Source organism: Corallococcus caeni, assembly GCF_036245865.1.
Taxonomy (GTDB): Bacteria; Myxococcota; Myxococcia; order Myxococcales; family Myxococcaceae; genus Corallococcus; species Corallococcus caeni.
Map to the genome: position 1 here is coordinate 1630405 of NZ_BTTW01000001.1, position 23323 is coordinate 1653727.

A 23323-nucleotide genomic window follows, 5' to 3' on the forward strand; every position below is an offset into this window, starting at 1 on the left:
GAGGAACCTGGACATGCGAATGACTTCGATGGTGGCTGGAGTGGCGGTGGCCGGTGTCTGCGTGGCCGGCCCCGCGCTCGCGGTGGACGCGACGCAGATGACGCGCAAGTACAGCGCGAGCAATGAGGACCTCGCGCCCGGCCTGGACGTGGGCGTGGGCTTTGGCGGCTACACCGGCAAGCTGGGCAATGAAACGGGCGTGGGCGGGCTGTTCAACATCACCGCCAACGCCCAGCCGTGGGAGTACATCGGCCTGGAGTTCGGCTACGAAGGCCAGAACATCCCCATCAATGACGCCCGCGTCCTCGGCGGCAATCACATCTGGCGCAACAACGGCTCGGGCCTGGCCAAGCTGGGGCCCTTCATCGACCACAAGTGGCACCCCTTCGTGGGCGCGGGCTTCGGCTTGAGCTACCTGCACGCGTCCCAGGGCTCACAGCCCGTCTACGGCAATGACTGGCAGGTGGAGTGGCCGCTGGCCGCGGGCATCGAATACCGCATGGGCCACCTGTCCGCCGGCGTGCGCGGCACCTACCGCCTCGTCGGAGGCGAGGACCTGACCACCATCCCCGGCACCACGGACGAGGCCAAGGGCAGCCTCTTCAACGGCAACCTCACCGTGGGCGGCCGCTTCTAGCGCCCCGTCGCGTCCGCGGCACACCGCCGCGGACGCGGCTGGCTTCACAGCCTCACAGCTCGAAGCGGGACATCAGCACTTCCGGACGCGGGTCTTCCTTCCACGCGTCCAGCACCGCCTGCGCCGGCGACCGGCCTGACGCGGCCACCGCCTCCAACGGAGCGAGCAGCGGCGCGTCCTCGGGGTCCAACCGCAGCAGGCCCCGCTTCGCGATGGCCACCATCTCCCCGGCCAGCCGGTGCAGCTCGCGCGGCCCCAGCTTCCCGGCCAGGCCCTCGCGGCGCGCGGTGTCGTGGAAGGCCAGGTGCTCGGTGAAGGTCAGCCGGGGCAAGAGCAGCTCCGCCTCCTCCAGCGCCTGCGCGTCGTAGAGGATGCCGCGCCAGAGCGCGCCCAGCGCCCCCGTCATCGCCGCGCTGGCACAGTCCGCGCCGCGCACCTCCAGCACCTTCTTGAGCCGCACCTCCGGGAAGAGCGTGGACAGGTGGTCCGTCCAGTCCCCCATGTCCGGCGGCTTGCCCTCGTAGCCCTCCTGCATCAGCTGGCGGAAGGTGAGCTTCGGGTGGCGGTACTCGCCCTCGCGGCGCAGGAACAGGAGCGGCGCGTCCAGCGCCCAGTCCACGTAGGCCTTGTAGGAGAACGAGCCGTCGAACCAGGACGGCAGGTAGCCGCACCGCGTGGGGTCCACCTCTTCCCAGACGCGGCTGCGGAAGGACATGTAACCGGACGGCTTGCCTTCCACGAGGGGGCTGTTCGCGTACAGCGCCACGAGCAGCGGCGACAGGCGCGCCACCGCCACCGTCTTGCGCACGCAGTCCGCTTCATCCGCCCAGTCCAGCGACACCTGCCCGGTGGACGTCATCAGCATCATGTTCAGCGCCAGCCGGCCGCGCTCCGGCAGCGTGCGGCGCATCACCTGGTAGCGCGTCTTGGGCATCCAGGGCATCTCCACGCCCCCAGGCCCTGGCGTGCCCACCGGCCGGTAGCCCAGCGCCACCAGCCGCAGGCCCAGCTCGGACGCCGCCGCCTTCGTCTCCTTCAGGTGCTGAAGGTTCTCCTGGTGCGCCTCCCGGGCCGTGCGGAACGGGCTGCCGGACAGCTCGAACTGTCCGCCCGGCTCCAGGGAGATGGCCGCCATGCCACGCTGCAGCGCGATGACCGGCGACTGGGGCGTCTCCCGGAAGCGCTCGTAGCCGCCCGGGGCGATGCGCTCCAGCAGGGCGCCGATGCCGTTCGGTCCCTCGTAGGTCGGGGGTTGGGCGGACCCCACGGGGTAGACGAACTTTTCGTGCTCCAGCCCCAGCCGGTGCTGGGCCCGGGGCTTCTCCCCTTTGCGAAGCTCTTCCACCAGGGGGGCAGTGGAGGTGAGGGGCTCGGAGGCCACGCGCTTGAGGTCGAGGGACATGAGGGCGCCCTATATAACGGGGGCCGTTGGCCTTGCCCTCATTTGAGCACCCCGCCCCCATGCGTCCTGCGTCCCCCGTCCCCACCCTGTCCCCGCGGCCCCGTCTGTCGGATTTCTTCCAGGGGGTGGGGGTGCTCGGCCGCGCCTTCCGGCTGATCTTCGGCTCGCGCCGCCTCTTCCTCCTGTCCAGCCTGTGCGCGGCGCTCACCGCCGTCGCCCTGGTGGCCCTGGCCGTCCTCCTCTACCGCTACGCCCCCGGCCTCCTGGAGTCCGTGTGGGCCCGGCCGGAGTCCTGGTACGGCCGCGCCGCCTGGTCCGTCGCGCTCATCCTGGGCGCGCTGGTCGCCTGGGTGGTGGGCGCCAACGTGGTGCCCCCCCTCCTGCTGACGCCGCTGCAGGACCCGCTGTCGGAGGCCACGGAGGCCGAGTGTGCGCAAGCGGACGCCGTCCTCTGCCCCGCCTCCTTCCTGCGGAGCATGACGACAGGGCTGTTGCACACGCTCGCCCGCATGGCGCTGCTCTTCCTGGGGCTGGCGGTGCTGCTCCCCCTGAACCTGGTGCCGGGGGTGGGGAGCCTCGCGTTCACCGTGCTGGCCAGCGTGTGGACCATGCTCTGGATGGCGGCGGAGCACCTGGCCGCGCCCATGACGCGTCACCTGTACCCCTTCGCCCAGGTGCGCCGCATGCTGCGCGAGCGCCGGGCCCTCTGCCTGGGCTTCGGCGCGGGCGTCTACCTGCTGCTCTGGGTGCCCATCCTCAACACCTTCTTCCTCCCGGTGGCCGTCGTCGGGGGCACCCTGCTGTACCGGGGCCTGCGGGAGGCCGGGGACCTGCCCCCGCCCCCGGATGCGCTGGGACCGGCGAACCCTCCGTCCGGGGGACGTCCTGAAGCGAAATAAAGGGGCATGCCGGGTGTCCGTACATGCAGGCCGCCCGGGAACGCATTGCCTGCGGCAGACGTTCTCGGTCGCTAGTGACAAGGCCACGCCTTGAAGCACCTGGAAGCCGTGATTAGGCTTGCCCGGCCGCTGCCAGGTCCCTTGGCACTCGTCGAACCGTTCGGATTCACAGGGCTTTTCACGCATCACCCGGGGCGCCCCTCGCGCCCCAGCTGGGATGAACCGCATGCCGCGTATCTTCCGCCGCATCACCGCCGTCGCCGTTCTTCTGGGGGCCTGGGCATTCGCAGGCAGTGACCGTGCCCCCCTCCCGCTCACCGTGGGAGCGGCGGAGGCGGGGCAGGACTCCTGGGACGGCGCGCTGCCTTCCGCCAACAAGGGCGAGAAGGCACCTCACGACCTCAACAGCCTCCGCGTCCTGACGAAGGTCATCCTTTACGTGAAGGAGAACTACGTCGACCCCAAGCGGGTGAAGCCCAAGGAGATGATGATCGCCTCCCTGGAGTACGTGGAGAAGAGCGTCCCGGACGTGCTCGTGGACGGCAACCCGGAGACGGGCAAGCTCAACGTCAACGTCAACGGCAAGCAGAAGGAGTTCGACATCTCCCACGTGGACTCCCTGTGGAAGATGTCCTTCGCGCTGAAGGACGTGTTCGACTTCCTGTCCAAGAACATGCGTCCCATCGAGGAGACGCGCGACATCGAGTACGCGGCCGTCAACGGCATGCTCTCCACGCTGGATCCGCACTCGGTGCTGCTGCGCCCGGAGCTGTACCGGGAGATGAAGCTGTCCACCAAGGGTGAGTTCGGCGGCCTGGGCTTCGTCATCCAGATGAAGGAGGGCAACCTCACCGTGGTGAAGGTGCTGCCCAAGACGCCCGCGGCCCGCGCCGGCATCCAGAAGGACGACCGCATCAAGAAGATTGGTGAGGAGTCCACCGTCAACATGGACCTCAACGAGGCCGTGTCCAAGCTGCGCGGTCCGGTGGACAGCCGCATCACCATCACCGTGGAGCGCGACGGCTGGGACAAGCCCCGCAACATGACGGTGGCGCGCGCCATGATTTCCATCGAGTCCGTGCAGCACAAGCTGCTCGCGGGCGGCGTGGGCTACGTGCGCCTGAAGAACTTCCAGGGCAACACCACGCGCGACCTGGAGTCGGCGCTGGCGGACATCCGCAAGCAGGCGGAGGCCAAGGGCGGCTTCAAGGGCCTGGTGCTGGACCTGCGCGGCAACCCGGGCGGTCTGCTGGAGCAGGCCATCCAGGTGTCGGACACGTTCCTGTCCAAGGGCACCATCGTCGCGACGGTGGGCTTCAGCGACAAGCTGCGCGAGGAGAAGCGCGCGCGCCCCACGGACGGCGAGGAGAACTACCCCATCGCGGTGCTGGTGAACGCGGGCAGCGCCTCCGCCTCTGAAATCGTCGCGGGCGCGCTCAAGAACCTGGACCGCGCGGTCATCATCGGGCGCCAGACGTTCGGCAAGGGCAGCGTGCAGGTGCTGTACGACTTCCCGGACGACAGCGCGCTCAAGCTGACCATCGCGAAGTACCTCACCCCGGGCGACGTCTCCATCCAGGAGGTCGGCATCGTGCCGGACATCCAGCTCGTGCCGACGCGCGTCACCGCGGACCGGGTGGACGTGTTCGCGCCCCGCAAGTCCATGGGCGAGGCGGACCTGGATCAGCACTTCGGCAACCCGGAGTCCGCCACCATCGCGAAGAAGCGCGAGGAGGTCCTGGACCGCGAGAAGCCGGGCACCAGCCTCAAGTACCTCAAGGTGGACGAGAAGGCCGCCCAGGCCGCCGCCGCCAAGAAGGAGGAGCCCAAGGAGAAGGTCGCCGCCAAGCCGGGCGCCAAGGACAAGAAGGAGCACGGCGAGAATGATCCGCTCCTGGACGTGGACGTGGCCGGCCAGGGCGAGGACCTGGACGACCAGCTGGACGCGGAGTCCCAGGAGGAGATCAAGGAGGACTTCGAGGTCCAGTTCGCCCGCGACTTCGTCCTGAAGGTGCCGGCCGTGAAGCGCGGCGAGCAGATCGCCAAGGGCAAGCAGTTCGTGGAGCAGAAGCGCAACGAGGAGGAGCAGCGCATCAACGGCGCCATCGCCGCGCTCGGCCTGGACTGGAGCCCCGGTCCCACGCCGAAGAACGTGCAGCTGGACGCCAGCTTCTCCCCGGGCAACGACGCGAAGATCGCCGCGGGCGACCAGCTGGACATGGTCATCCACGTGGAGAACAAGGGCACGGAGCCGCTCAAGCGCGTGCGTGGCTGGACGGAGAGCGACAACGCGTTCCTCGACCGCCGCGAGTTCCTCTTCGGCGCGCTGGCCCCGGGTGAGAAGAAGTCCTGGAAGGTGCAGGTGCGCCTGCCCAAGGACCTCACCAGCCGCCGCGACGACGTGAAGGTGAAGCTGTTCGACGACAACGGCCCGCTGCGCGACACGCTGGTGTCGGAGCTGTCCTTCGTGGAGCTGCCCCGCCCCACGTTCGCCTTCAACTGGCAGGTGGTGGATGACTGCGCCGACTGCAACGGCGACGGCGTCGTGCAGCGCGGCGAGGACGTCACGGTGGTGATGGACGTCACCAACACGGGCGTGGGCCCGGCGCTGGACTCCTTCGCGCAGATCAAGAACGGCGGCGACGCGAACATCTTCATCGAGAAGGGCCGCTTCAAGCTGGGGGAGATCAAGCCCGGTGAGACCAAGACGGCGCGCTTCCAGGTGTCGCTGAAGAAGGGCTTCAAGGGCGACACCTTCCCGCTGAAGCTGGCCATCCTCGACGAGCCCCTGGAGGAGTTCGTCCTGGAGAAGCTCCAGCTGCCGGTGAAGGACGGCCCCGTGGCCCCGCTGGAGGCGAAGAAGGGCCTGGTGAAGCTGTCGGACAAGGCGGAGCTGTTCGCCTCCCCCACCGCGGACGCGCGGCCGGTGGCGAAGCTGCCGCAGGGCGCGACGCTGGCCCTGGAGGCCACCACCAAGGGCTACTACAAGGTCGCGCTGGAGAAGGACCGCTTCGCCTTCGTGCGCACGCAGGACGCGAAGGAAGTGAAGTCCGGCAAGGCCGCGGCGCCCAAGACGGTGGCGTACAGCACCTCGCACCAGCCGCCGGACATCAAGCTGGACGTGGATCCCTCTCACGGCGGCGTGGTGGTGAACGGCGACAAGTTCACCCTCTCCGGCGCGGTGAAGGACCCCAACGGCCTCTTGGACGTCTACGTGCTGGTCAACGACCAGAAGGTCTACTTCAAGGCCGTGGACCCCAAGGGCGGCGAGCCCAACACGCTGAAGTTCACCTCCGACTTCACGCTCAAGGAGGGCAACAACAACGTGCTGGTGGTGGCCCGCGAGAGCAGCGAGTTCGCCAGCCGCCGCACGCTGGTCATCCGCCGCCGTCCGGCGGAGGTGGCGCAGAAGGTCGTGACGCCCGCCGCCGCGGCCACCACGCCGGTGAAGCCGCGCCAGCAGTAGCCTTCCGGGCACGCTCCCGGACCGCCTGACCCACGGGCGGCTCGCTTCCAGCGGACGTCCCCCTTCGAAAGGGGGCGTTTCCCTGGGGGAGGGCCGCCCGTTTTGTTGACGCTTCACCGAGGGCCGATTTAGGGTCCGCCGCAGGTGGGCGCCCGCTTGGCCGGCATGCGTCCCGGAGGCGTGATTCCCCCATGCGGACGTTCAGTCGGTGCCTGTTGCTCGCGACGGCGCTTTCCGGGGCCGCGGCCCATGCGGACGACAACGACCTGGTCCTTTCCCGTTTCGGCGTCGAGCGCCGGGGCGCCACCGCCGTCATCACCACCACGGAGTTCGCCGAAGCCAGCGCGGACTTCCGGGCCTTCGCGCGCACGTTCGGCGCGGTGATGACGTCGGCGAACCTGATGCCTCCGCGCACCACGGGGCACTCGGGCTTCGCGTTCAACGCGGAGCTGTCCGTGGTGTCTCTGCCGGAGGACGTGCAGTTGCCCACGGAGAAGGAGCAGCCGGGCTCCATGCTGGTGCCGTCGCTCCACGTGCGCAAAGGCCTGCCCTTCTCGCTGGAGCTGGGCGGGCGCGTGGGCTGGATCGAGAAGAGCAGCATGGTGACGGCCACGGGCGAGCTGAAGTGGGCCGTCAACGAGGGCTTCACCTACCTGCCGGACGTGGGCCTGCGCCTGCACGTGACGAAGCTGTTCGGCGCGCACAACCTGGACCTGGCCACCACGGGCCTGGACATCGGCGTGGGCAAGCAGTTCCCCCTGGGCGGCATGGTGACGCTGACGCCCTACGGTGGCCTGGACCTCAACTTCGTCAGCGCCACCACGCGCACGCTGGACTTCGACCCCAGCCGCAGCGTGGCGGACTCGGCGGGCAACGACTCGCGCGACGCGCTGACCAACGCCGCGCCGTACTCGCGGGTGAACGCGAGCGACAACCTCACCCCGCGCTTCTACGCGGGCGCGCGCTTCATTGGCGGCGTGCTGCAGCTGGGCGCGGAGCTGTCGCTCACCAACCTGGGCAGCTTCGACCAGGAGGGCGCCGGCAACCGCGACCTGCCGTCCGTCTTCGCCTTCAACACCACGCTGGGCCTGGACTTCTAGTCAGCGCAGGGCCTGGCGCACGAGGCCCGGGCGGTTGGTGATGAGGTAGGACACCCCCAGGTCCCGCAGCTCGCGGGCGCGCTGGGGGTCGTCCACCGTCCACGCCGCCACGCTCAAGCCCGCGTCCCTCCACGCGGCCACGCGCTCCGGCGTGCACGCCTCGTGGAAGGGGTGCACCGAGTGCGAGGACACCAGCGGGCTCAGCGCGTACGCCTGGAGCGCCCAGGGCTTGTCCGGGTCGATGAGGAAGCCCCGGCGCAAGCCAGGCGCCACCGCCGCCAGCCGGAAGAGGCACAGCGGGTTGAAGCTGGACACCACCACGCGGCCCGCCAGGTCGCGGTCCCCCAGGAGCCGGGCCACGCCCGCCGCCAGGCCGCCATCGTCGAAGCGGTCGCACTTCAGCTCGATGTTGATGAGGAAGTGCTCCGGCAGCGCGTCCAGCACCTCCTCCAGCAGCGGGATGCGCGCGGGGCCAAAGCCCAGGGGCGTGCCCACGTCCGCGCGGGAGAGCTTCCACCAGGGCGTGGTGCGCACCTCCCAGGGCTGATGGGCCAGGCGGTCCAGGCGCTCGTCGTGACACACCACGACCTCGCCGGAGCCGCACACCATGGCGTCCAGCTCCACGCCGTCGGCGCCCTGGCGCACGGCCTCCGCGAAGGCCTCCAGGGTGTTCTCGGGGGCGTCGGCGCTGGCACCACGGTGAGCGAGCAGGAGCATGGGCGCGCAGTGTGCGCTGGAACGGCCCCCCGGCGCAGCGTCCACGTCGGACGGGCGTCCAGGGGTGGACGCGGGCGCGACTTGCCTCGCGGGGGGGTTTATTGCAGTGTCGGAAGCATGCTGGGCCTCGGAGAATTCATCGTCCTCGGCTTCATCCTGCTGGTGGTCTTCTCGGCCGCCCGGATGGGGCAGTTGGGCAACGCGGTGGGGAAGTTCGTCTATTCGTTCCGCAAGGCGTCGCGCGGCGACGACCTGGTGGACGTGAAGCACCTGCCCCACTCGCGCCGGGGCCACACCGACGCGGACTTCACCGAAGGCCCCAACAAGGACCGCCGCTCCTAGAACTCCTCCCCCGTCGGGAGGACCAGCGGACCGGGCGGACTGCCGGGCGCGGGCGCCAGGAGCAGGCGCGCGGCCTGCTGCCGCAGCGCGGGGAGCAGCCCCGTGTCCTCCACCAGCTCGCGCAGGTCCGCGGTGGTGAGCAGCGGCACCAGCTTCGCGCCCACCTCCGGCGGCAGGTACGGGTTGAAGGCGAGCGCGCGGCGCACCTTGTGGCGCACGGACCAGCGCGGCGACTTCCAGATTTCGACGAGCGGCTCCGGACGCGCGGGCCTGCGCGCCGCGATGCGCACCACCAGGTCCTCGGTGAGGCGCGGGTTGATCAGCACGTTGCGCAGCACGGCCGGGTTGCTGACGGTGGCCAGGCGCGACAGCACGTCCGGGTCTCGCGTGAGGCGGGCCTGCTGCTTCAGGTGACCCAGGGACTGGTTGGCGGCGAGCGCGTCCGCGCGGGCGGCGGCGTCCGCGTCCAGCTCCTTGCGCGCGGGCCCTTGCGCGAAGAGGTCCGCCACCGCCTCCAGCGACTGCACGTGGGCCATGCGCCGCAGCGCGACCAGGTGGGGGATGTGCTCGGCCTCCTGATCCAACGCGGCCAGGAAGTCCGACAGCACGCAGGTGGCGGGGGCCTGCCCGGCGCGGGAGAGCGTCAGCAGGTGGCCGATGAGTTCGTTCGTGTCGAACGGCTCACGCCGGGCCAGCTCGCGCGCGGCGGCCTTGCGGCGCACGGTGGCGCCTCCGCCCAGGGCGTGCAGGTTGCGCGCGAGCGCGCGGGCCTCCTCCAGCGTGGGCATGACGGCTCAGCCTCCCGTGCGGTCGGCGGTGGGTTCGGAGGGGACGGGCTCCAGCGTCACCTCCAGCCGGAAGCCGGAGAGGTCGGCGGGGAACTCCTGGAGCATCACCAGGAAGGGCACCTTGCCGCCTGGGGGCACCGGGAGGGCGGCGGCGTCCATGCGCTGGCGGAGCGCGGTGGCGGCCTCGCGGGTGGTGACCGCGTGGAGTTCCTCCGGCGTGGCGAGCGCGCCCGCGAGCCCCTCCGCCGAGCGCACCCGCTGGTCGCCGTCGAACAGGGCGGCGCGCACGCGCACGGCGGCGGCGGCACCGCTGCGGTTCTCCGCCTCTCCGCGCACGACGAAGAGCATGCGACCGTCGCGCGTCTCGTAGAGGCCGTTGGACACGTCGCTCGCGATGAACGGGCGGGACGCGGGCAGCACCAGCGTGCGCAGCCGGTCCGGGGACAGCGTGGAGGGGTCCACCTTGCCGTCGCGCAGGTACACGGTGCCCAGCGCGCCCAGGGCCACCACCAGCACGGTGGCGATGGCGAGGTTGAGGACCAGCCCCGTCACCTTCCGCGCGCGGCCGGGCAGCCGGCGCTGGGGCATGCCCACGTCCTCCATCCGGGCGGACGGCTTGGCCACGGTGACGGCGGGGCCGCCGCGCATGTTGGCCAGGTCCACCACCTCGCGGCGCGGCGTGGTGATCTTGAACGGATCGCCGTCGTCGTAGACGGGCACGTCGCCCAGCAGGGAGATGCCACCGGGCTCGTCCGCGCCAGCCTCCGCAGGCACGTCTCCCAGGAGCGCGGCGCGGCCGGTGTCCGTGGGGGCCATCCCCTCCTCGCCGGAAGCACCCGCGCCGGAGAAGTCGAACAGGTCGCCCATCGGATCCGGAGCCGCGCCGGAGTCCATCATGGGCGCGGCGGACAGGTCCGGGTCCGGGGCCGGAGCGGCCACGTCGATGGACGCGAACGGGTCGTCGCTCTCGAAGCCCGGCGAGGGCACCACCGGCCCCACCGCCGTGGCGCCGCTCGGTGAGGGCGCGACGGCGACGTTCGCGGCATGGCGCAGCGACCCCGCGTCCGGAGCCGCGGGAGCGTCCATGGCGAAGTCGAAGAGCGGATCCGGCGCGAGCTCCGTCGAACCCGCGGCGGCAAGGCCCGGGGATGCCACGGGCGCGCCACCCGGGCGAGCAGCGGTACGCGCCGGAGCCCCGCTCACGGCCGCAGGGGCGCCAGGAGTCGGCGGCATGGATGCGCGTACCGCCCCTCCAGCAGCAGGGGCTCCAGGAGTCGGCGGCATGCCCGCGCGCGCCGCGCCTCCGGCCGCAGGGGCTCCGGGAGTCGGCGGCATGGCAGCGCGTGCCGGAGCAGCCCCCACGCTCCCGGCCGCGGAGGCGCCGGGAGCCGAAGGCATGGGAGCGCGCCCCGGAGCAGCGCCCGTCCCGGAAGGAGCCACAGCCCCCGGAGCGGTGCGCGCCATGGCAGGTCCCGAACCCGACGCAGAGGCCGCTGGACCCAGAGTGGACGCAGCCGGCCCCCTGGGCGCAACGGCACCCGGAGCAGCCCCGAGCCCCATCGCGGACGAATCGGTCCCGGGGAAGTCATCCAGGCCCAGGAACGACGGATCATCCACGCTGCCAAAGTCAGAAGCCGGCGCACCCACGCCCTGGCCGACGACGGCCGGCGGCCGTGCTCCACCGGACACAGGCCCCGGAGGCGGCACGGCCTGACGGGAGACCGGCGCGGAAGGTCCACCCGGAGCCACGGCGGCCGGACGGGCCGCGCCCGTGGGAGCCACGGCGAACGCCCCGGGAGGAGCGGCCCGGGCCGCGGGAGGCGCGAAGGCCCCCGGAGGCACCGCGCGGAAGGTCCCCGACGGAGGAGAGGCCACGGGCCGGGGAGCCGCCACCGGAGCGGCGGGCGCGGGCGCATCCGACATGAAGTCCGCGAACGGGTCCTCCAGGTCCAGCCCGGACAGGTTCGTGGGCGACGGCAGCGGGGCCGCGGGCCGCCGGGCCGCGATGCCCGGGGACGACGTGGGCGGGTCGAACGGCATCGTCGCCCCTCCCGTGTCCACGTCGATGTCCACGTCCACGTCACCCCAGGTCTTCACCGGGGTCTTCACCGCGGGCGCGCCGGGCGCGTAGTACGCGGACCCGGGCCGGGTGACCTCCCCGGTGGGCTCCGGGGCGTCTCCGAATGCCTGGAACGGGTCCGCCTGCCCGGCCGGGGGGACGGCTGGCGAGGGGGCGCTCAGCGCGGGCGCGGGCTCACGCGCCACCCGGAAGGTGTTCTGGCATTTGGTGCAGCGGACCTTCACCCCTTTTTCCGTCACCTTCTCGTCGGGGATCTTGAACCGCGTCTGGCACTGTTCACACTGGACGATCATGGGGTCGGGTCGGGGGGAGTCGAAGCATAGGCCCACCCGCCAACCACGGCGAGTCGGACCCGGGCAACTTGCTCGCTTCCAACCCCTTTGATACGAGGTTCGCCCCTTTGGAAATCAGGTAGTAAACCAGTAAATGCCAAGGCGCAGCCGGGGTCGGAGACGACAGACATGAGCGAGGCCGAGCAAGCAAACGCTCCCAGCAACAAGGAGCCGAAGATCATCAAGCGCTACACGAACCGGAAACTCTACGACACCGTGGAGAGCCGGTACGTCACGCTCGATGAGATCGCCGCGATGATCAAGGAGGGCACCGAGGTGCGGATTGTCGACAACCGCACGAAGGAAGACCTGACCTCCGTCACCCTCGCGCAGATCATCTTCGAGGAGGAGAAGAAGAAGAACCAGATGCCGCTGTCGGTGCTGCGGGAGATCATCCGCCACCCCGGCGAGTCCATCTCCGGGTTCATCCAGAAGGAGGTCACGCCGCGCGTGGCCTCCATCCGCGAGGAGGCAGAGCAGCGGCTGGACAAGCTGCTGCGCCGCGAGGACGGCAGCCCCCAGGAGGCCACCCCGGAGGCGGCCGCCGCCACGCCCGCGCCCCAGGCGGAGGGCAACGCCGCGAGCCTCAACCCGGCGGAGCTGCTCAAGGCCAGCCAGCGCGCCTTCGAGGACTTCCAGCGCCGCATCGACGAGCGCGTGAAGCAGGTGGTGGAGAACCTCACCGGCAACCTCCCCGCCCTGGGCCGCGACATGCAGGCGCTCTCTCAGCGGCTGGAGGAGCTGGAGAAGAAGCTCGACGCCGTGGAGAAGGGCGACAAGAAGGACACCAGCGCGTCCTGAAGCAAGCGCCGGTGCGGCTGAAGGCACGTGGCGCCCGCGAGGAAGCGGGCGCCGCCGCTCAGGCCACCTTCGCCGCGGTCCGCTTGCGCTTCGTCGGAGTAGAGCCGCCGTCGATCTCCGCCGCGATGGCCGCGAGCATCCGCGCCCCCGGGCTCCGGGGCGCGTACTCCCAGATGGTCTTCCCGTGGCTCTGCGCCTCGTCCACCTTGACGCTGTAGCCCAGCGGCGTGGCGGCGAGCGCGCCGGGGAAGTACGCGCGCAGGCGCTCCAGGATGGCCGTGGCCAGCGCCGTCTTGCGGTACAGCGTGGGCACCACCTTGGTGACGCGCAGGTCCGTGCGCCCCTCCGCCTCGCCCACCTGGCGCACCGTCTCCGCCAGCTCCGCGCACCCGTCCAGCGCCAGGTACGTCAGCGCCACCGGCACCACCACCTCCGTGGCCGCCACCAGGATGTTGCGCGTGGTGAGCCCCATGGACGGAGGCGCGTCGAACAGCACCACGTCATAGCCCGCGGCTTCCGCCTCCTGCATCCGGTCCGCCAGCCGGTGCGCGCGCCGAGGGTCCTGCGCCACCACGACCGGGAACTCCGCCATCTCCCTGTACGCAGGCAGCACGTCCAGCCCGCTCACGCCCGTGGGCCGCACCACGGAAGACAGCGACACCTCCCTGTCGGTGAGCAGGTGGAAGACGTTGCGCGGCAGCGTGCGCACGTCCACCCCCAGTGACTTGCCCGCGTGGCCCTGCGTGTCCAGGTCCACCAGCAGCACGCGGCGGCGCTGCTCGAGCGCGAGCCACGCGGCGGTGTTCACCGCGAGCGTCGTCTTGCAGGTGCCGCCCTTCTCGTTGATGAACGCGATGCGCCGCATGGCTCCTCCGGGGAAGCGGAAGACGCGCGCCCTACTTCTTCTTCGAGGACGTGTTCGACACGAGCGTGTCCACCTTGCCCTCGACGGACGCGAGCAGCCGCTCCAGGTCGTCCACCTTCGAGCGCAGCTGCTCCAGGTCCGCCGTGGACGGCAGGTTCATGGCCGACAGCGCCGTGCGCAGCGCGGAGTCCAGCGTGCCCTTCGCCGCGAGCGAGCGGGACACCAGCCCCTGCACCGCCGCCACGAACTTCTCGTTGGAGAGCAGCTGCTGCGCGAGCTTGCCCACGCGCTCCTCGCCCGTCTCCACGAGCTTCTTCATCACCGGGTTGTTCTTGAGCATGGTCTTGGAACCGTTCAGGTCCGGCCCACTCCCGGTCCAAGCGACTTGGCCGGCGGGACAGGCGGGACGTCAGGAAGAGGACGCCGCACTCTGGGAGGGGCCAACGCGACGTGTCAAGCAGGGGAACAATGGGGATTTCTCCTCGTGGACTCTCGTTGACTCTCCGGGGGGCCATCCCTACGGTTCGCGCGCCCTCTATGGCCGGACTGCTCGACAAACGCCTGTGGATCGTCTCTGGCAAGGGGGGCGTGGGGAAGACGACCGTCGCCGCCGCCCTGGCCCTCGCCTCGGTGCGCGCCGGCCGGCGCACCCTGGTGTGTGAAGTGAACACCCAGGAGCGCGTCAGCCGCTTCCTGGAGCTGCCCGAAGCGGGCCCGGAGGTGAAGCTGCTGGAGGAGAACCTCTGGGCGGTGAACGTGCGCCCCCAGGAGGCCATGCGCGAGTACGGCCTGATGGTCCTGCGCTTCGAGACCCTCTACAAGACGGTCTTCGAGAACCGACTGGTGCGCTACTTCCTGCGCTTCATCCCGTCGCTCCAGGAGCTGGTGCTGCTGGGGAAGATCATGTTCCACCTCCAGGAGAAGCTGCCGGACGGCCGCTGGAAGTACGACACGGTGGTGCTGGACGCGCCCGCCACCGGCCACGCCATCTCCTTCCTGAGCGTGCCGCAGGTGCTGCTGCAGACGGTGCCGCCGGGGCCCATGACGCGCGAGGCGATGAAGATGCGCGACCTGCTGGTGGACCCCTCCGTCACCGCCGCGGTGCTGGTGGCGCTGCCGGAGGAGATGCCGGTGAACGAGGCGCTGGAGCTGCACGGCGCGCTGCGGGACCGGGTGCACATCCGCACGCACGCGGCGGTGCTCAACCAGGCCTTCCCCCTGCGCTTCACGGAGGCGGACCTGGAGGCGCTCTCCGGCCACCCGGACCTCCTGCGCGTGGCCCAGGCGCACCATGACCGGGCGTCGCAGGCGGTGCTCGCGGGCACGAAGCTGGAGCGCAACCTCCACGCGCCGGTGTACACGGTGCCCAGGCTGTTCGTGCCGCGCTTCGGACGCGACGCGGTGGAGACGGTGATGGGGCACCTGGACGCGATGGTGAAGGGAGGCGCGGGAGCATGACGGCGCTGCAAGCGGCGCTCGCGAACAAGCGCGTGCTCATCTGCGTGGGCTCCGGTGGCGTGGGCAAGACGACGGTGGCGGCGACGCTCGCGCTGCGCGCGGCGGTGGATGGCCGCCCCAGCATCGTGTGCACCATCGACCCGGCGAAGCGCCTGGCCAACTCCCTGGGCCTGTCCGGCCTGGGCAACACGGAGGCGGAGGTCCCCGCGTCGGTGCTGGAGCCGCTGGGCGTGAAGCCCAAGGCCGCCCTGCACGCGATGATGCTGGACATGAAGGCCACCTGGGACGACCTCATCACCCGCGTGGCCCCGCCGGAGCAGCGCGAGCGCATCTTCGCCAACCGCTTCTACCAGTCCCTCTCCACGGCCCTGGCGGGCAGCCAGGAATACATCGCCATGGAGAAGGTCTGGGACCTGCGCCGCAGCACGGACTACGAGCTGGTGGTGCTGGACACGCCGCCCACCGCGCACGCGCTGGACTTCCTGGACGCGCCCAACCGGGTGCTGGACTTCCTGGACAACGAAGCGGCCAAGTGGCTCCTCACGCCCGCGCTGAAGGCGGGCAAGGTGGGCCTGTCCCTCTTCAACCTGGGCGGCAGCTACGTGACGCGCGCGCTGTCGCGCTTCACCGGCACGGAGATGCTCCAGGAGCTGTCCTCCTTCATGGTGACGCTCTCCTCCATGAACGAGGGCTTCCGCGAGCGCGCCCGCGGCGTGCGCGAGCTGTTGGAGGACAAGACGACGGGGTTCGTGCTGGTGACGAGCCCCAACCCGGAGCGGCTGGACGAGGCCATCCACTTCCACAAGCTGCTCGGGCAGAACCGCATGGAGATGACGGCCATCGTGGTGAACCGCGTGCACCCCATGCCCACCCCCGCGCAGTGGGCGGACGCGGCCACGCTGACGCCCACCCGGCGCGCGAAGGTGGAGGAGACGCTGCGCGAGACCCAGGTGCTGGCACAGCAGGACCTGGAGGGCATGGCGCAGCTGCGCGCGGCCTGCCCGGGCACGCCCCTCATCCAGGTGCCCCGCTTCGGGCTGGACGTGCACGACCTCACCGCGCTGTGGGGCACCGGCCGCTACCTCCTGGGCGACGACGTCCTCGCCTGAGGGCCCTCCCCCACCCTCAGGTGACACGCCGCCAGCGCCGGGCATATCCGGCGCGCGCGGCCGTTCATGCCGGGCAGGCGGGCGACAGAGCACCGGAGCCCCGCCCGCATTAGAGTAGCGGGCGCTTGAAGCCATCCGGGGAACCTGTCGGGTCTCCGGGGTGTCGATGTCCGGGACCACGCCGGGTGACGCGGGCGTCCGGACGGGAGCAGGTGCATGCACGGCAGGAAGCGGATGGAGGCAGCCGGAGTCGCCCGGCGGTGGCTGTGGGTGGGCGTGCTGGGCCTGGGCCTGACGCTCACGGGCTGCCGCACCACGGGCGCGGCGACGAAGCCGGACGCCACGGCGAACAAGCAGGTCGTGGAGTTCGACCCCGTCATGGTGACGGCGGACCTGGAGCTGGACAAGCTCAACGACGAGGAGCTCTTCGCGGGCGGCACCTCCGCGTTCGCCGCCAACGACTTCAAGCAGGCGGCGCGCTACTTCGGCCGGCTCGCGGACTTCCACCCGAACAGCCCGCACCGCCGTCAGGCCCTCTACAACGCGGGCCTCGCGCACCAGCGCCTCAAGGAATGGGACGACGCCTTCGGGCGCTTCTCCGAGCTGGCCGAGCCCGAGAAGGGCCAGGGCGACGCGCTGGACGCGTCCTTCCGCGTGGCGGAGACGCTCTACCACCTGGAGCGCTACGAGGAGGCCACGAAGCTCCTGACGACGCTGGCCGCGCGAGAGGACCTGCCCGCGGGCCGCCGCATCGAGGCCCAGGTGCAGCAGGGCATCTGCCAGGTGGAGGCCGGCCGCACCGACGACGCGGAAGCGACGCTGCGCAAGGCGCTGGCCGCGTATGACGCCCTGCCGGACAAGGCGGAGGTGGAGGACTACTTCCCCGCGCAGGCGCACTTCTTCGTCGGGGAGATCTACCGGCTGCACTACGAGGCCGTGAAGCTGGAGGCCAGTCGGGGCAGCGACGGGCTGGCGCAGGACCTCAACTACAAGGCGGAGCTGCTGCTGTCCGCGCAGGGCCACTACCTGCGCTCCATCCGCGTGGGCAACGGCTACTGGGCCACCGCCGCGGGCTCGCAGATTGGCGCCCTCTACGAGAACCTCTACGAGCACATGGTGAACTCGCCCACGCCTCCGGAGCTCAACGGCGAGGAGGCGGAGGTCTACCGCCAGGAGCTGCGCAAGAAGATCCGCGTGCTGCTCACCAAGTCCATCAACATCTACGAGCGCACGCTGGAGGCCGCCGAGCGCATCGGCTCGCAGAGCGCCTTCGTGGACCGCACCCGCCAGAGCCTGGAGAAGGTGAAGTCGCTCCTGCTCGCGGACGCCGACGCGGAGTCGGAAGAGGTCTCCGTGCCCATGCCCGCCTCCAACGCGGGCGCGAAGCACCGCTGAAGCCCTCCGCCGGACATGGAACCGCTCTTCACCCCGGAGCAGCTGGCCGACATCCACGCCTACCACCAGCCCTATTACATCCGGGCGGCGGTGGAGCCGCTGGTGCGGCTGGCCCTGTCGGCGCTGCTGCTGGCCGTGCTCGTGCGGCCCGTGTACCGGGGAGCGGCGGCCGCGGCGGCGGCCTTGGAGCACAGGTTCGGTGGCGCGCTGCGCACGGCCCCGGTGAGCCGCGCCTTCTTCAGCGCCATGGACCGGCTGTGGGGCGAGCCCGGCTGGGGCACCGCCATCTTCTTCGCGCTCTTCATCGACCTGGCCACCCAGCTGCTCTACGCCCCCGCGAACGTGTACTTCTTCTACGTGCTGGAGCACCGGCACGGCCTGTCCAACGACACGCCCGCCACCTTCGCGTGGACGTGGTTCAAGGGCAGCCTCGTGGGCGCCATCGCCCTGACCGCGCTCGTGGTCGGCCTGTACGGCCTGGCCCGCCGCGTGCGCCGCTGGTGGCTGGTGCTGGGCGTGCCCGTGGCCCTGCTGATGCTGGTCGCCTCCGCCCTGGACCCGTACCGCGCCCGCCTCTACTTCGACCAGACGCCCCTGCCGGAAGGGCCGCTGCGCTCGCGCATCACCGCGCTGATGCGCAAGGCGGACATCCCCTTCTCCGACGTGCTGGTGGAGAAGACGTCCGTGTCGTCCAAGCGCATCCAGGCGTACTTCGCCGGCCAGGGCCCCACGCGCACCATCGTCCTCAACGACGTCATCCTGCGGGAGCTGGCCGAGGACGAAATCCTGGCCGCGGTCGCGCACGAGGCGGGCCACGTGAACGAGGCCCGCTGGTCCGGCCGCATCGCCTCCTCGCTCGCGGTGCTGGCCCTGCTCTTCCTCATCGACCAGGCGCTGCGCCTGTCCGCCCGCCGGGGCTGGTGGGGCGTCCAGCGCGCGGGCGACATCCGCACCCTGCCGCTGGTGTCGCTCGGGGTGTTCCTCCTCATCACGCTCGCGGCCCCCGTGTCGGGGGCCCTCTCCCGTGAGCGCGAGCGCGAGGCGGACCGCTACGGCCTGAACCTCACCGGCGACCCGGGCGCCTTCCGCCGCATGCTGGTGAAGGCCGCCCGGGTGAACAAGATGGACCCGGAGCCGCCCCGCTGGGTCGTCCTCAAGGGCATGAGCCATCCGCCCATCGGGGAACGGCTCGCCGCGCTCGACGCGCCCTGACCGCCTTTCAAGAAGCCGCCGGTGGATGGGCCTCCACTCCACTCCCCCTCGCCATCCAGGCCCACCCTCCGGCCGGCCGCCCCCGGACCGCTCCCCAACTGTCCGGCGGCACATCCGTCTTGAAAGCGTCTCTCCCTTCCGTGCTCCTCTCGCGCGGGCGTCCGCGTTCCTGACGGCGGCCCGCGCGCAAAGCGGCCCGCTACGTCGGCGGTGCGCCCTCCTTCAGCTTCTCCACCGCCACCAGGGTGATGGCCTTCACCAGGGCCTTCGCGCGGCGGCCCGCGGACGTCTCGCCGTGCGGGTCCACCTCCACTGCGTTGGCGATGTCCGTGAAGCCCTGCCGCTCGCCCCGGCGCAGGTGCAGCTCACCCCGGCCCGTGAGCGCCACGGGGTTGCGCGGGTCGCCCGACAGCGCGTGCGTGTACTCGGTGAGCGCGTCCTCCACCCTCCCGAGCTTCTGGTACACGGTGCCCAGCGCCGCGTGCGCCGCCGAGTCCTTCGGGTTCCCCTCCACGAGCCCCTCGAAGAGGATGCGCGCCTCCTCCAGCCGGCCCGCCGCCGCCAGGTCGCAGCCCACCTGCGCGATGGCCTTCGCCTCCTCGAAGGTCATCCCCTCCACCTCCGCCCAGGTCGTCTCCCCCCGCGCGAACGCCTTCAGCCTGCGCGCCGTTCCGGTCTCCATCCGCTGCTCCCCGCCGCCTTCGTGCTTGATGATGCGTCCCATGGCGGCCCTCACGCGCTGCGCAGGTTGGAGATGGCCGTCTTCGCCATCTCGTTGAACTTCGACGACATGTTGCTCATCAGGTCGAACATCGCCTTGCGCTTCTCCATCAGCGTCTGCAGCCGCAGCTCCAGCTCCTGCATGCTCGTGTCCAGCTTCGCGCCGCGCGCCTTGTCCGAGTCGCTGGTGCCCAGCGTGGCGCGCTCCTCGCGGGCGCTGGCCATCTCGTTCATCACGCCCAGCAGCTCCGAGTCGGTGTCCTCGGTGATGCCCATGAGCAGGGCCTGCACCTTCTGCTCGATGCTCATGTTCGGGTTGTCCACGATGTCGCGCGCCCGCGAGCCGCCCGTGCTCCGGCCGCCGCCCGGCGGCTTCGCCACCTCGCCGAGCTCCGCGTCCAGGTCCTTCCAACTGGCGACGCCGTCCGGGCCGCCGCCGCTCTCCGCCATCTCCAGGCGACGGAAGTACTCCGGGTGGTCCTTGAAGAACTGCGCGGCGCGCTTGAGCGTGGGGGAGGCCGCCGGGTTGGCCAGCACCGCCTCCAGGTTCGCCATCGTCAGCTTGCCGTCCTTCGCCCCCACCGCCGTATCGAAGGTGTCCCAGTTCTGGTCCAGCACCTGGAGCGCGTCGACGTAGCCCGCGAGGTTGGGGTCCAGCGCCCCCGTGCCTCCGCTGCTCCCGCCGCCACTCCCCGGCCGCCCCGTGCCCCCGGTTCCCCCGCTGCCATGGCCCGGCCGGCCCGACACGCCGTCCGTGCTCCCTGTGCCGCTGCCCGGCTTCCCGGGGCCACCACTCCCCGGCCGCCCCACCCCGCCTCCCGGCCCGGAGCCACCGCCCTTGGAGGGCGGCGCGCAGTCCGACGGCGCCGGCTTGCAGTCCGACGGCGTGGGCGACGGCTGGCCCGGGCGGTCCGGCCGTCCGTACTTCGCGAAGTCCGCGGCCAGCCGCTTGGACTCCTGCTGGAGGCCCATCAGGTCGATGCGGTCGTCGTTGAAGACCGGCATCGGCAGGCCGAGCACCTTCTTCTTCGCCGTGTCCACCTGTTCGAAGAAGGTGCGGTTGTCGACGAGGAACCTCGCCGCGTCCCGGAGCGACGGCGACACGTTCCGGTCCTGCGAGATGCGCTGGAGGTCCGCGTGCGACAGCGAGCCGTCCTTCTTGCCGTCCAGCAGGTCCAGGTAGCCGAAGTTCGCCTCCAGCGTGCGCAGCGAGTCCGCGTAGTCCAGCAGCTTGGGGTCCAGCGGGCTGCGGCTCCCGGACATGCCTCCCACCTGCGCTCCCCCCGCCGACGAGGCGCCCGCGTACCCCTGGCCCGCTTTCGCCACGTCCTGCGGCGCGCAGTACTCCGTCTTCGCGGAGGGGTTCTTCTTCAGCTCATCCGCCACGCCCAGCGCGCCGCTGGCCGCCATCATCACGTTGCCGGTCATCACCCCCGCGGCCGTCTTGATGGAGTTCGTGAGGACGGGGGGAAGCCCCAGTGCGTCCCCCGCCAGGTCGGTCACGGCGGCCATGGGACCGCCCAGCAGGTTCGCCACGCCTTTGAGGATGTCGAGCATCGATACTCCCGCGCGACGGGTTGAAGTGGGTGCTGCCAGGGTGCCGCGCGCCGTCTCTTCGGACGCGGGCAGGCATTGCAGCGGCGGTGCCGGGCGCAGCAGCGCGCGGGTCGAGTCGATTCGGGGGGTTGTGCGCGAGGGCCCCCGGTCCGCGTCCCCACCCGCGGACGGTCCGGTCCGTCGCGGAGGATTGCGGCTAGAGTCCCGCGCCCATGCGCACCTTCGGGCTGGACTACGGCACCAAGACCATCGGCGTGGCCGTCTCGGATGGACTGGGGCTCACCGCCCAGGCGGTCACCACCGTGCGGCGCGCGTCGCTCAAGGCGGACCTCGCGGAGCTGTCCCGGCTCGTGAAGGAGCACGAGGTGACGCGCTTCGTCCTGGGGCTGCCCCTCAACATGAACGGCTCGGAGGGGCCCCGCGCGGAGGCCACGCGCAAGTTCGCGGAGGTGCTGGAGAGCGCGCTCGGGCTGCCCGTGGAGCTATGGGACGAGCGGCTGTCCACCGTGGCCGCCCAGCGCACCCTGCTGGAGGCGGACGTGCGCCGGGAGAAGCGGCGGGAGGTCATTGATCAGCTGGCCGCGCAGTTCATCCTTCAGGGCTGGCTGGACGCGCACCGTCCCAGGACGGACGGCTACGACACGGGCTACGACGACTACGACCCGGAGGCCTGAGCACCACCTGGTCCCCGCCTCCGGGAACGACCCGCCCTGCTACGGCTGGCGCCGGTACACGTGCAGCGGCGAGGAGAAGCCGTCCTGCTCATGGTACGCCACGCCGTCGAGCGTCAGCATCCGCCCGTCCAGCTTCACGCCCGGGTCCTTCACCAGCGAGCCCCCGTCGAAGCGCACCAGCACCTCCGGGCGCGCGTCCCCCAGGCGCTGGCGGAAGGTGTCCCAGCGCACGCGCGCCATGCGCATCTCCGGCAGCCCGGAGAAGAACGCCACCTGCAGGTCCATGTAGCGCGGGTCGTCGTCGATGGCCGCCGCGCCGCCCTTCGCCGCCACCTCCTCCTTGAGGAAGCGCGCCACCTGCATCACCGCCACGGGGTTCGTGGACGTGGGGCTCACCGGGCGCAGCGAGTCGTGCAGCCCGCCCTCGGTGCGGAAGGTGTAGATGCCCAGCGCCACCGGCATCACCACCGCCAGCACCGCGCTCACGCCCACCACCGCCCGGCGCGCGAAGTCACCCCGGCTGCCCACCACCGCCGCCAGACCCGGCGCCAGGAACACGGGCACCAGCACCAGCTGCGTCACCGTGAAGCGGGCCAGGGGCACGAAGCTCAGGAGCACGGCCGCGCGGAAGGTGAAGTACAGCGCGGGCAGCACCGCCATCACCACCAGCCAGCGCGTCTCCGGGTGCTTCTTCCATGCGCGCACCATGCCCACCCCGCCCAGGAGCGCCACGCCCGGCGTCAGCGTGAAGAGCGCCACCGCGGGCCAGAACCCCAGCTGCTGCAGCCGCCAGCCCAGCGCGCCGCCCGCGCCGCCGGAGTCGGCCACCCACTGCTTGTGGAAGTCCTCCACCGCCTTGATGGGGAAGAACGGGTCGCCGTGCGCCAGCTCGTTGCCCTGCATCCACAACAGCGGGAACGGCAGGCACACCAGGCCAAAGCCCACCGCGCGCGTGAGCGACGCCACCCGGTCCTCGCTGCTGAACACCAGCGCCACCGTGATGAGCGGGATGTACAGCCACGCGTCGTAGCGCAGCGCGCACGCGAAGTTGAGCAGCACCGCGCCCCAGAACAGCGGCTGGAAGCGGTTCTCCTCCACCCCTTCCGCCACCAGCGCGAAGACGGCCAGCATGAAGAACAGCGACACCGCCTCGCTGCCCGCGGTGGTGGAGAACTGCAGGTGCATGCCCCACGCGCTGAAGGCCAGCCCCGCGGCCACGCCCGCGCGCCAGCCGAACAGCCGCCGCGTCAGCGCGAACAGCGGCACCACCGACAGCACGCCGAACACCAGGCTCACCAGCCGGCCCGCCACGTCGCGCTCGAACACCGACAGCACCGCGCCCACCAGGTACAGGTGCAGCGGGCCGAACTGGTACGTGCCGTCCTTGTACGAGGTGATGACGTGCGGCGCGGCCAGCCACCGCTCCGCCAGCTCCGTGCGCACCACCGCGTCACCGAAGAGGTTCTCGTTGATGAAGAACACCCCCAACCGGGGGAGCAGCGCCGCTACCAGCAACAGGCCCACCAACCACCGGGTGGACGGCTCGGGCTGGGGTGCGGGCACCGCGGACAGGCCGGGCACGGCGGCGGAAGGGGAAGCAAGGGCGGCGGGACTCGATGCGGGAACCATGGCGCGCGCGAGGATACGCAGGCAGGGCTCAAAGCCAAGCCAGCGACCCTCCCACCTGCCTGATGCCCGCCCGCCTGCCCCGCCCCGCGCGCCAAATCCCCGGGCACCGGGGGGTTCGCGCCGTTACGCACCCTTCCGGG

The 23323-nt window shown here is 71.2% G+C and carries 21 protein-coding genes and 1 pseudogene; 12 read left to right on the top strand and 10 right to left on the bottom strand.

The window, feature by feature from the left end; genetic code table 11:
- Window positions 1-13 precede the first annotated feature (13 nt).
- Window positions 14-637: a hypothetical protein gene (locus AABA78_RS06480; protein WP_338262098.1), complete on the top strand. Its 624-nt coding sequence runs from the start codon at window positions 14-16 to the stop codon at window positions 635-637.
- Between the two features lie 52 nt (window positions 638-689).
- Here AABA78_RS06480 and AABA78_RS06485 read toward each other — a convergent pair whose 3' ends face one another.
- The gene (locus AABA78_RS06485; RefSeq protein WP_338262099.1) at window positions 690-2039 is read right to left on the bottom strand and encodes a glutamate--cysteine ligase; all 1350 of its coding nucleotides are present in this window, start codon (window positions 2037-2039) and stop codon (window positions 690-692) included.
- Window positions 2040-2098: 59 nt separating this feature from the next.
- Between AABA78_RS06485 and AABA78_RS06490 the strand changes: the two genes are divergently transcribed.
- From AABA78_RS06490 to AABA78_RS06500, 3 genes are all read left to right on the top strand, one after another.
- Window positions 2099-2938, top strand: coding sequence for an EI24 domain-containing protein (locus tag AABA78_RS06490; protein WP_338262100.1), 840 nt, complete (start codon window positions 2099-2101; stop codon window positions 2936-2938).
- A gap of 217 nt (window positions 2939-3155) precedes the next feature.
- Window positions 3156-6404 carry an MXAN_5808 family serine peptidase gene (locus tag AABA78_RS06495; RefSeq protein WP_338262101.1) on the top strand — a complete coding sequence of 1083 codons (3249 nt, stop codon included), beginning with the start codon at window positions 3156-3158 and terminating at the stop codon, window positions 6402-6404.
- 191 nt (window positions 6405-6595) lie between these two features.
- On the top strand, window positions 6596-7504 hold the full coding sequence (locus AABA78_RS06500; protein ID WP_338262102.1) for a hypothetical protein: 909 nt from the start codon (window positions 6596-6598) through the stop codon (window positions 7502-7504).
- Here the strand turns inward: AABA78_RS06500 and AABA78_RS06505 are convergent, their stop codons facing one another.
- Window positions 7505-8221, bottom strand: coding sequence for a glycerophosphodiester phosphodiesterase (locus AABA78_RS06505; protein WP_338262103.1), 717 nt, complete (start codon window positions 8219-8221; stop codon window positions 7505-7507).
- 117 nt (window positions 8222-8338) lie between these two features.
- Between AABA78_RS06505 and AABA78_RS06510 the strand changes: the two genes are divergently transcribed.
- Window positions 8339-8563: a twin-arginine translocase TatA/TatE family subunit gene (locus AABA78_RS06510; RefSeq protein ID WP_338262104.1), complete on the top strand. Its 225-nt coding sequence runs from the start codon at window positions 8339-8341 to the stop codon at window positions 8561-8563.
- On the opposite strand, the gene AABA78_RS06515 is transcribed toward AABA78_RS06510, so the two are convergent.
- Together AABA78_RS06515 and AABA78_RS06520 are read right to left on the bottom strand one after the other, a co-directional pair.
- Window positions 8560-9351 (bottom strand): hypothetical protein, encoded by a 792-nt coding sequence (locus AABA78_RS06515; RefSeq protein WP_171418298.1) that lies wholly within the window; start codon window positions 9349-9351, stop codon window positions 8560-8562. The two genes, AABA78_RS06510 and AABA78_RS06515, sit on opposite strands and share 4 nt — an antisense overlap.
- A gap of 6 nt (window positions 9352-9357) precedes the next feature.
- Window positions 9358-10506, bottom strand: coding sequence for a hypothetical protein (locus AABA78_RS06520; protein WP_338262106.1), 1149 nt, complete (start codon window positions 10504-10506; stop codon window positions 9358-9360).
- Between the two features lie 766 nt (window positions 10507-11272).
- Here AABA78_RS06520 and AABA78_RS06525 point away from each other — a divergent pair.
- Window positions 11273-11482: a hypothetical protein gene (locus AABA78_RS06525; protein ID WP_244982034.1), complete on the top strand. Its 210-nt coding sequence runs from the start codon at window positions 11273-11275 to the stop codon at window positions 11480-11482.
- Window positions 11483-11625: 143 nt separating this feature from the next.
- Here the strand turns inward: AABA78_RS06525 and AABA78_RS39185 are convergent.
- Window positions 11626-11724: pseudogene (locus tag AABA78_RS39185) on the bottom strand (zinc-ribbon domain-containing protein); the annotation flags it as partial.
- Window positions 11725-11892: 168 nt separating this feature from the next.
- Here AABA78_RS39185 and AABA78_RS06530 point away from each other — a divergent pair.
- Window positions 11893-12564: a polyhydroxyalkanoate synthesis regulator DNA-binding domain-containing protein gene (locus tag AABA78_RS06530; RefSeq protein ID WP_338262107.1), complete on the top strand. Its 672-nt coding sequence runs from the start codon at window positions 11893-11895 to the stop codon at window positions 12562-12564.
- 58 nt (window positions 12565-12622) lie between these two features.
- On the opposite strand, the gene AABA78_RS06535 is transcribed toward AABA78_RS06530, so the two are convergent.
- Entirely contained in the window at window positions 12623-13429 is an 807-nt protein-coding gene (locus tag AABA78_RS06535; RefSeq protein WP_338262108.1) for a ParA family protein, read from the bottom strand.
- A gap of 31 nt (window positions 13430-13460) precedes the next feature.
- On the bottom strand, window positions 13461-13769 hold the full coding sequence (locus AABA78_RS06540; protein WP_338262109.1) for a hypothetical protein: 309 nt from the start codon (window positions 13767-13769) through the stop codon (window positions 13461-13463).
- A 197-nt stretch (window positions 13770-13966) separates the two neighbouring features.
- On the opposite strand from AABA78_RS06540, the gene AABA78_RS06545 reads away from it, so the two are divergent.
- The 4 genes from AABA78_RS06545 to AABA78_RS06560 all read left to right on the top strand — a co-directional run bounded on the left by AABA78_RS06545 (window position 13967) and on the right by AABA78_RS06560 (window position 18603).
- On the top strand, window positions 13967-14887 hold the full coding sequence (locus AABA78_RS06545) for an ArsA family ATPase (protein ID WP_338262110.1): 921 nt from the start codon (window positions 13967-13969) through the stop codon (window positions 14885-14887).
- Window positions 14884-15996 (top strand): ArsA family ATPase, encoded by a 1113-nt coding sequence (locus AABA78_RS06550; RefSeq protein WP_338262111.1) that lies wholly within the window; start codon window positions 14884-14886, stop codon window positions 15994-15996. The genes AABA78_RS06545 and AABA78_RS06550 overlap by 4 nt, the downstream gene beginning before the upstream one ends.
- 216 nt (window positions 15997-16212) lie before the next feature.
- A complete protein-coding gene (locus AABA78_RS06555; protein WP_338262112.1) occupies window positions 16213-17391 on the top strand; it encodes a tetratricopeptide repeat protein in 1179 nt (392 codons plus the stop codon).
- Window positions 17392-17406: 15 nt separating this feature from the next.
- Window positions 17407-18603 (top strand): M48 family metalloprotease, encoded by a 1197-nt coding sequence (locus AABA78_RS06560; protein ID WP_338262113.1) that lies wholly within the window; start codon window positions 17407-17409, stop codon window positions 18601-18603.
- A 199-nt stretch (window positions 18604-18802) separates the two neighbouring features.
- Here the strand turns inward: AABA78_RS06560 and AABA78_RS06565 are convergent, their stop codons facing one another.
- On the bottom strand, window positions 18803-19327 hold the full coding sequence (locus tag AABA78_RS06565) for a tetratricopeptide repeat protein (protein WP_120607020.1): 525 nt from the start codon (window positions 19325-19327) through the stop codon (window positions 18803-18805).
- Between the two features lie 8 nt (window positions 19328-19335).
- Entirely contained in the window at window positions 19336-20880 is a 1545-nt protein-coding gene (locus AABA78_RS06570; protein ID WP_338262114.1) for a hypothetical protein, read from the bottom strand.
- A gap of 212 nt (window positions 20881-21092) precedes the next feature.
- On the opposite strand from AABA78_RS06570, the gene ruvX reads away from it, so the two are divergent.
- Window positions 21093-21554 carry a Holliday junction resolvase RuvX gene (gene ruvX / locus AABA78_RS06575; protein ID WP_338262115.1) on the top strand — a complete coding sequence of 154 codons (462 nt, stop codon included), beginning with the start codon at window positions 21093-21095 and terminating at the stop codon, window positions 21552-21554.
- 39 nt (window positions 21555-21593) lie between these two features.
- On the opposite strand, the gene AABA78_RS06580 is transcribed toward ruvX, so the two are convergent.
- Window positions 21594-23183: an ArnT family glycosyltransferase gene (locus tag AABA78_RS06580; RefSeq protein WP_338262116.1), complete on the bottom strand. Its 1590-nt coding sequence runs from the start codon at window positions 23181-23183 to the stop codon at window positions 21594-21596.
- Window positions 23184-23323: the final 140 nt, after the last annotated feature.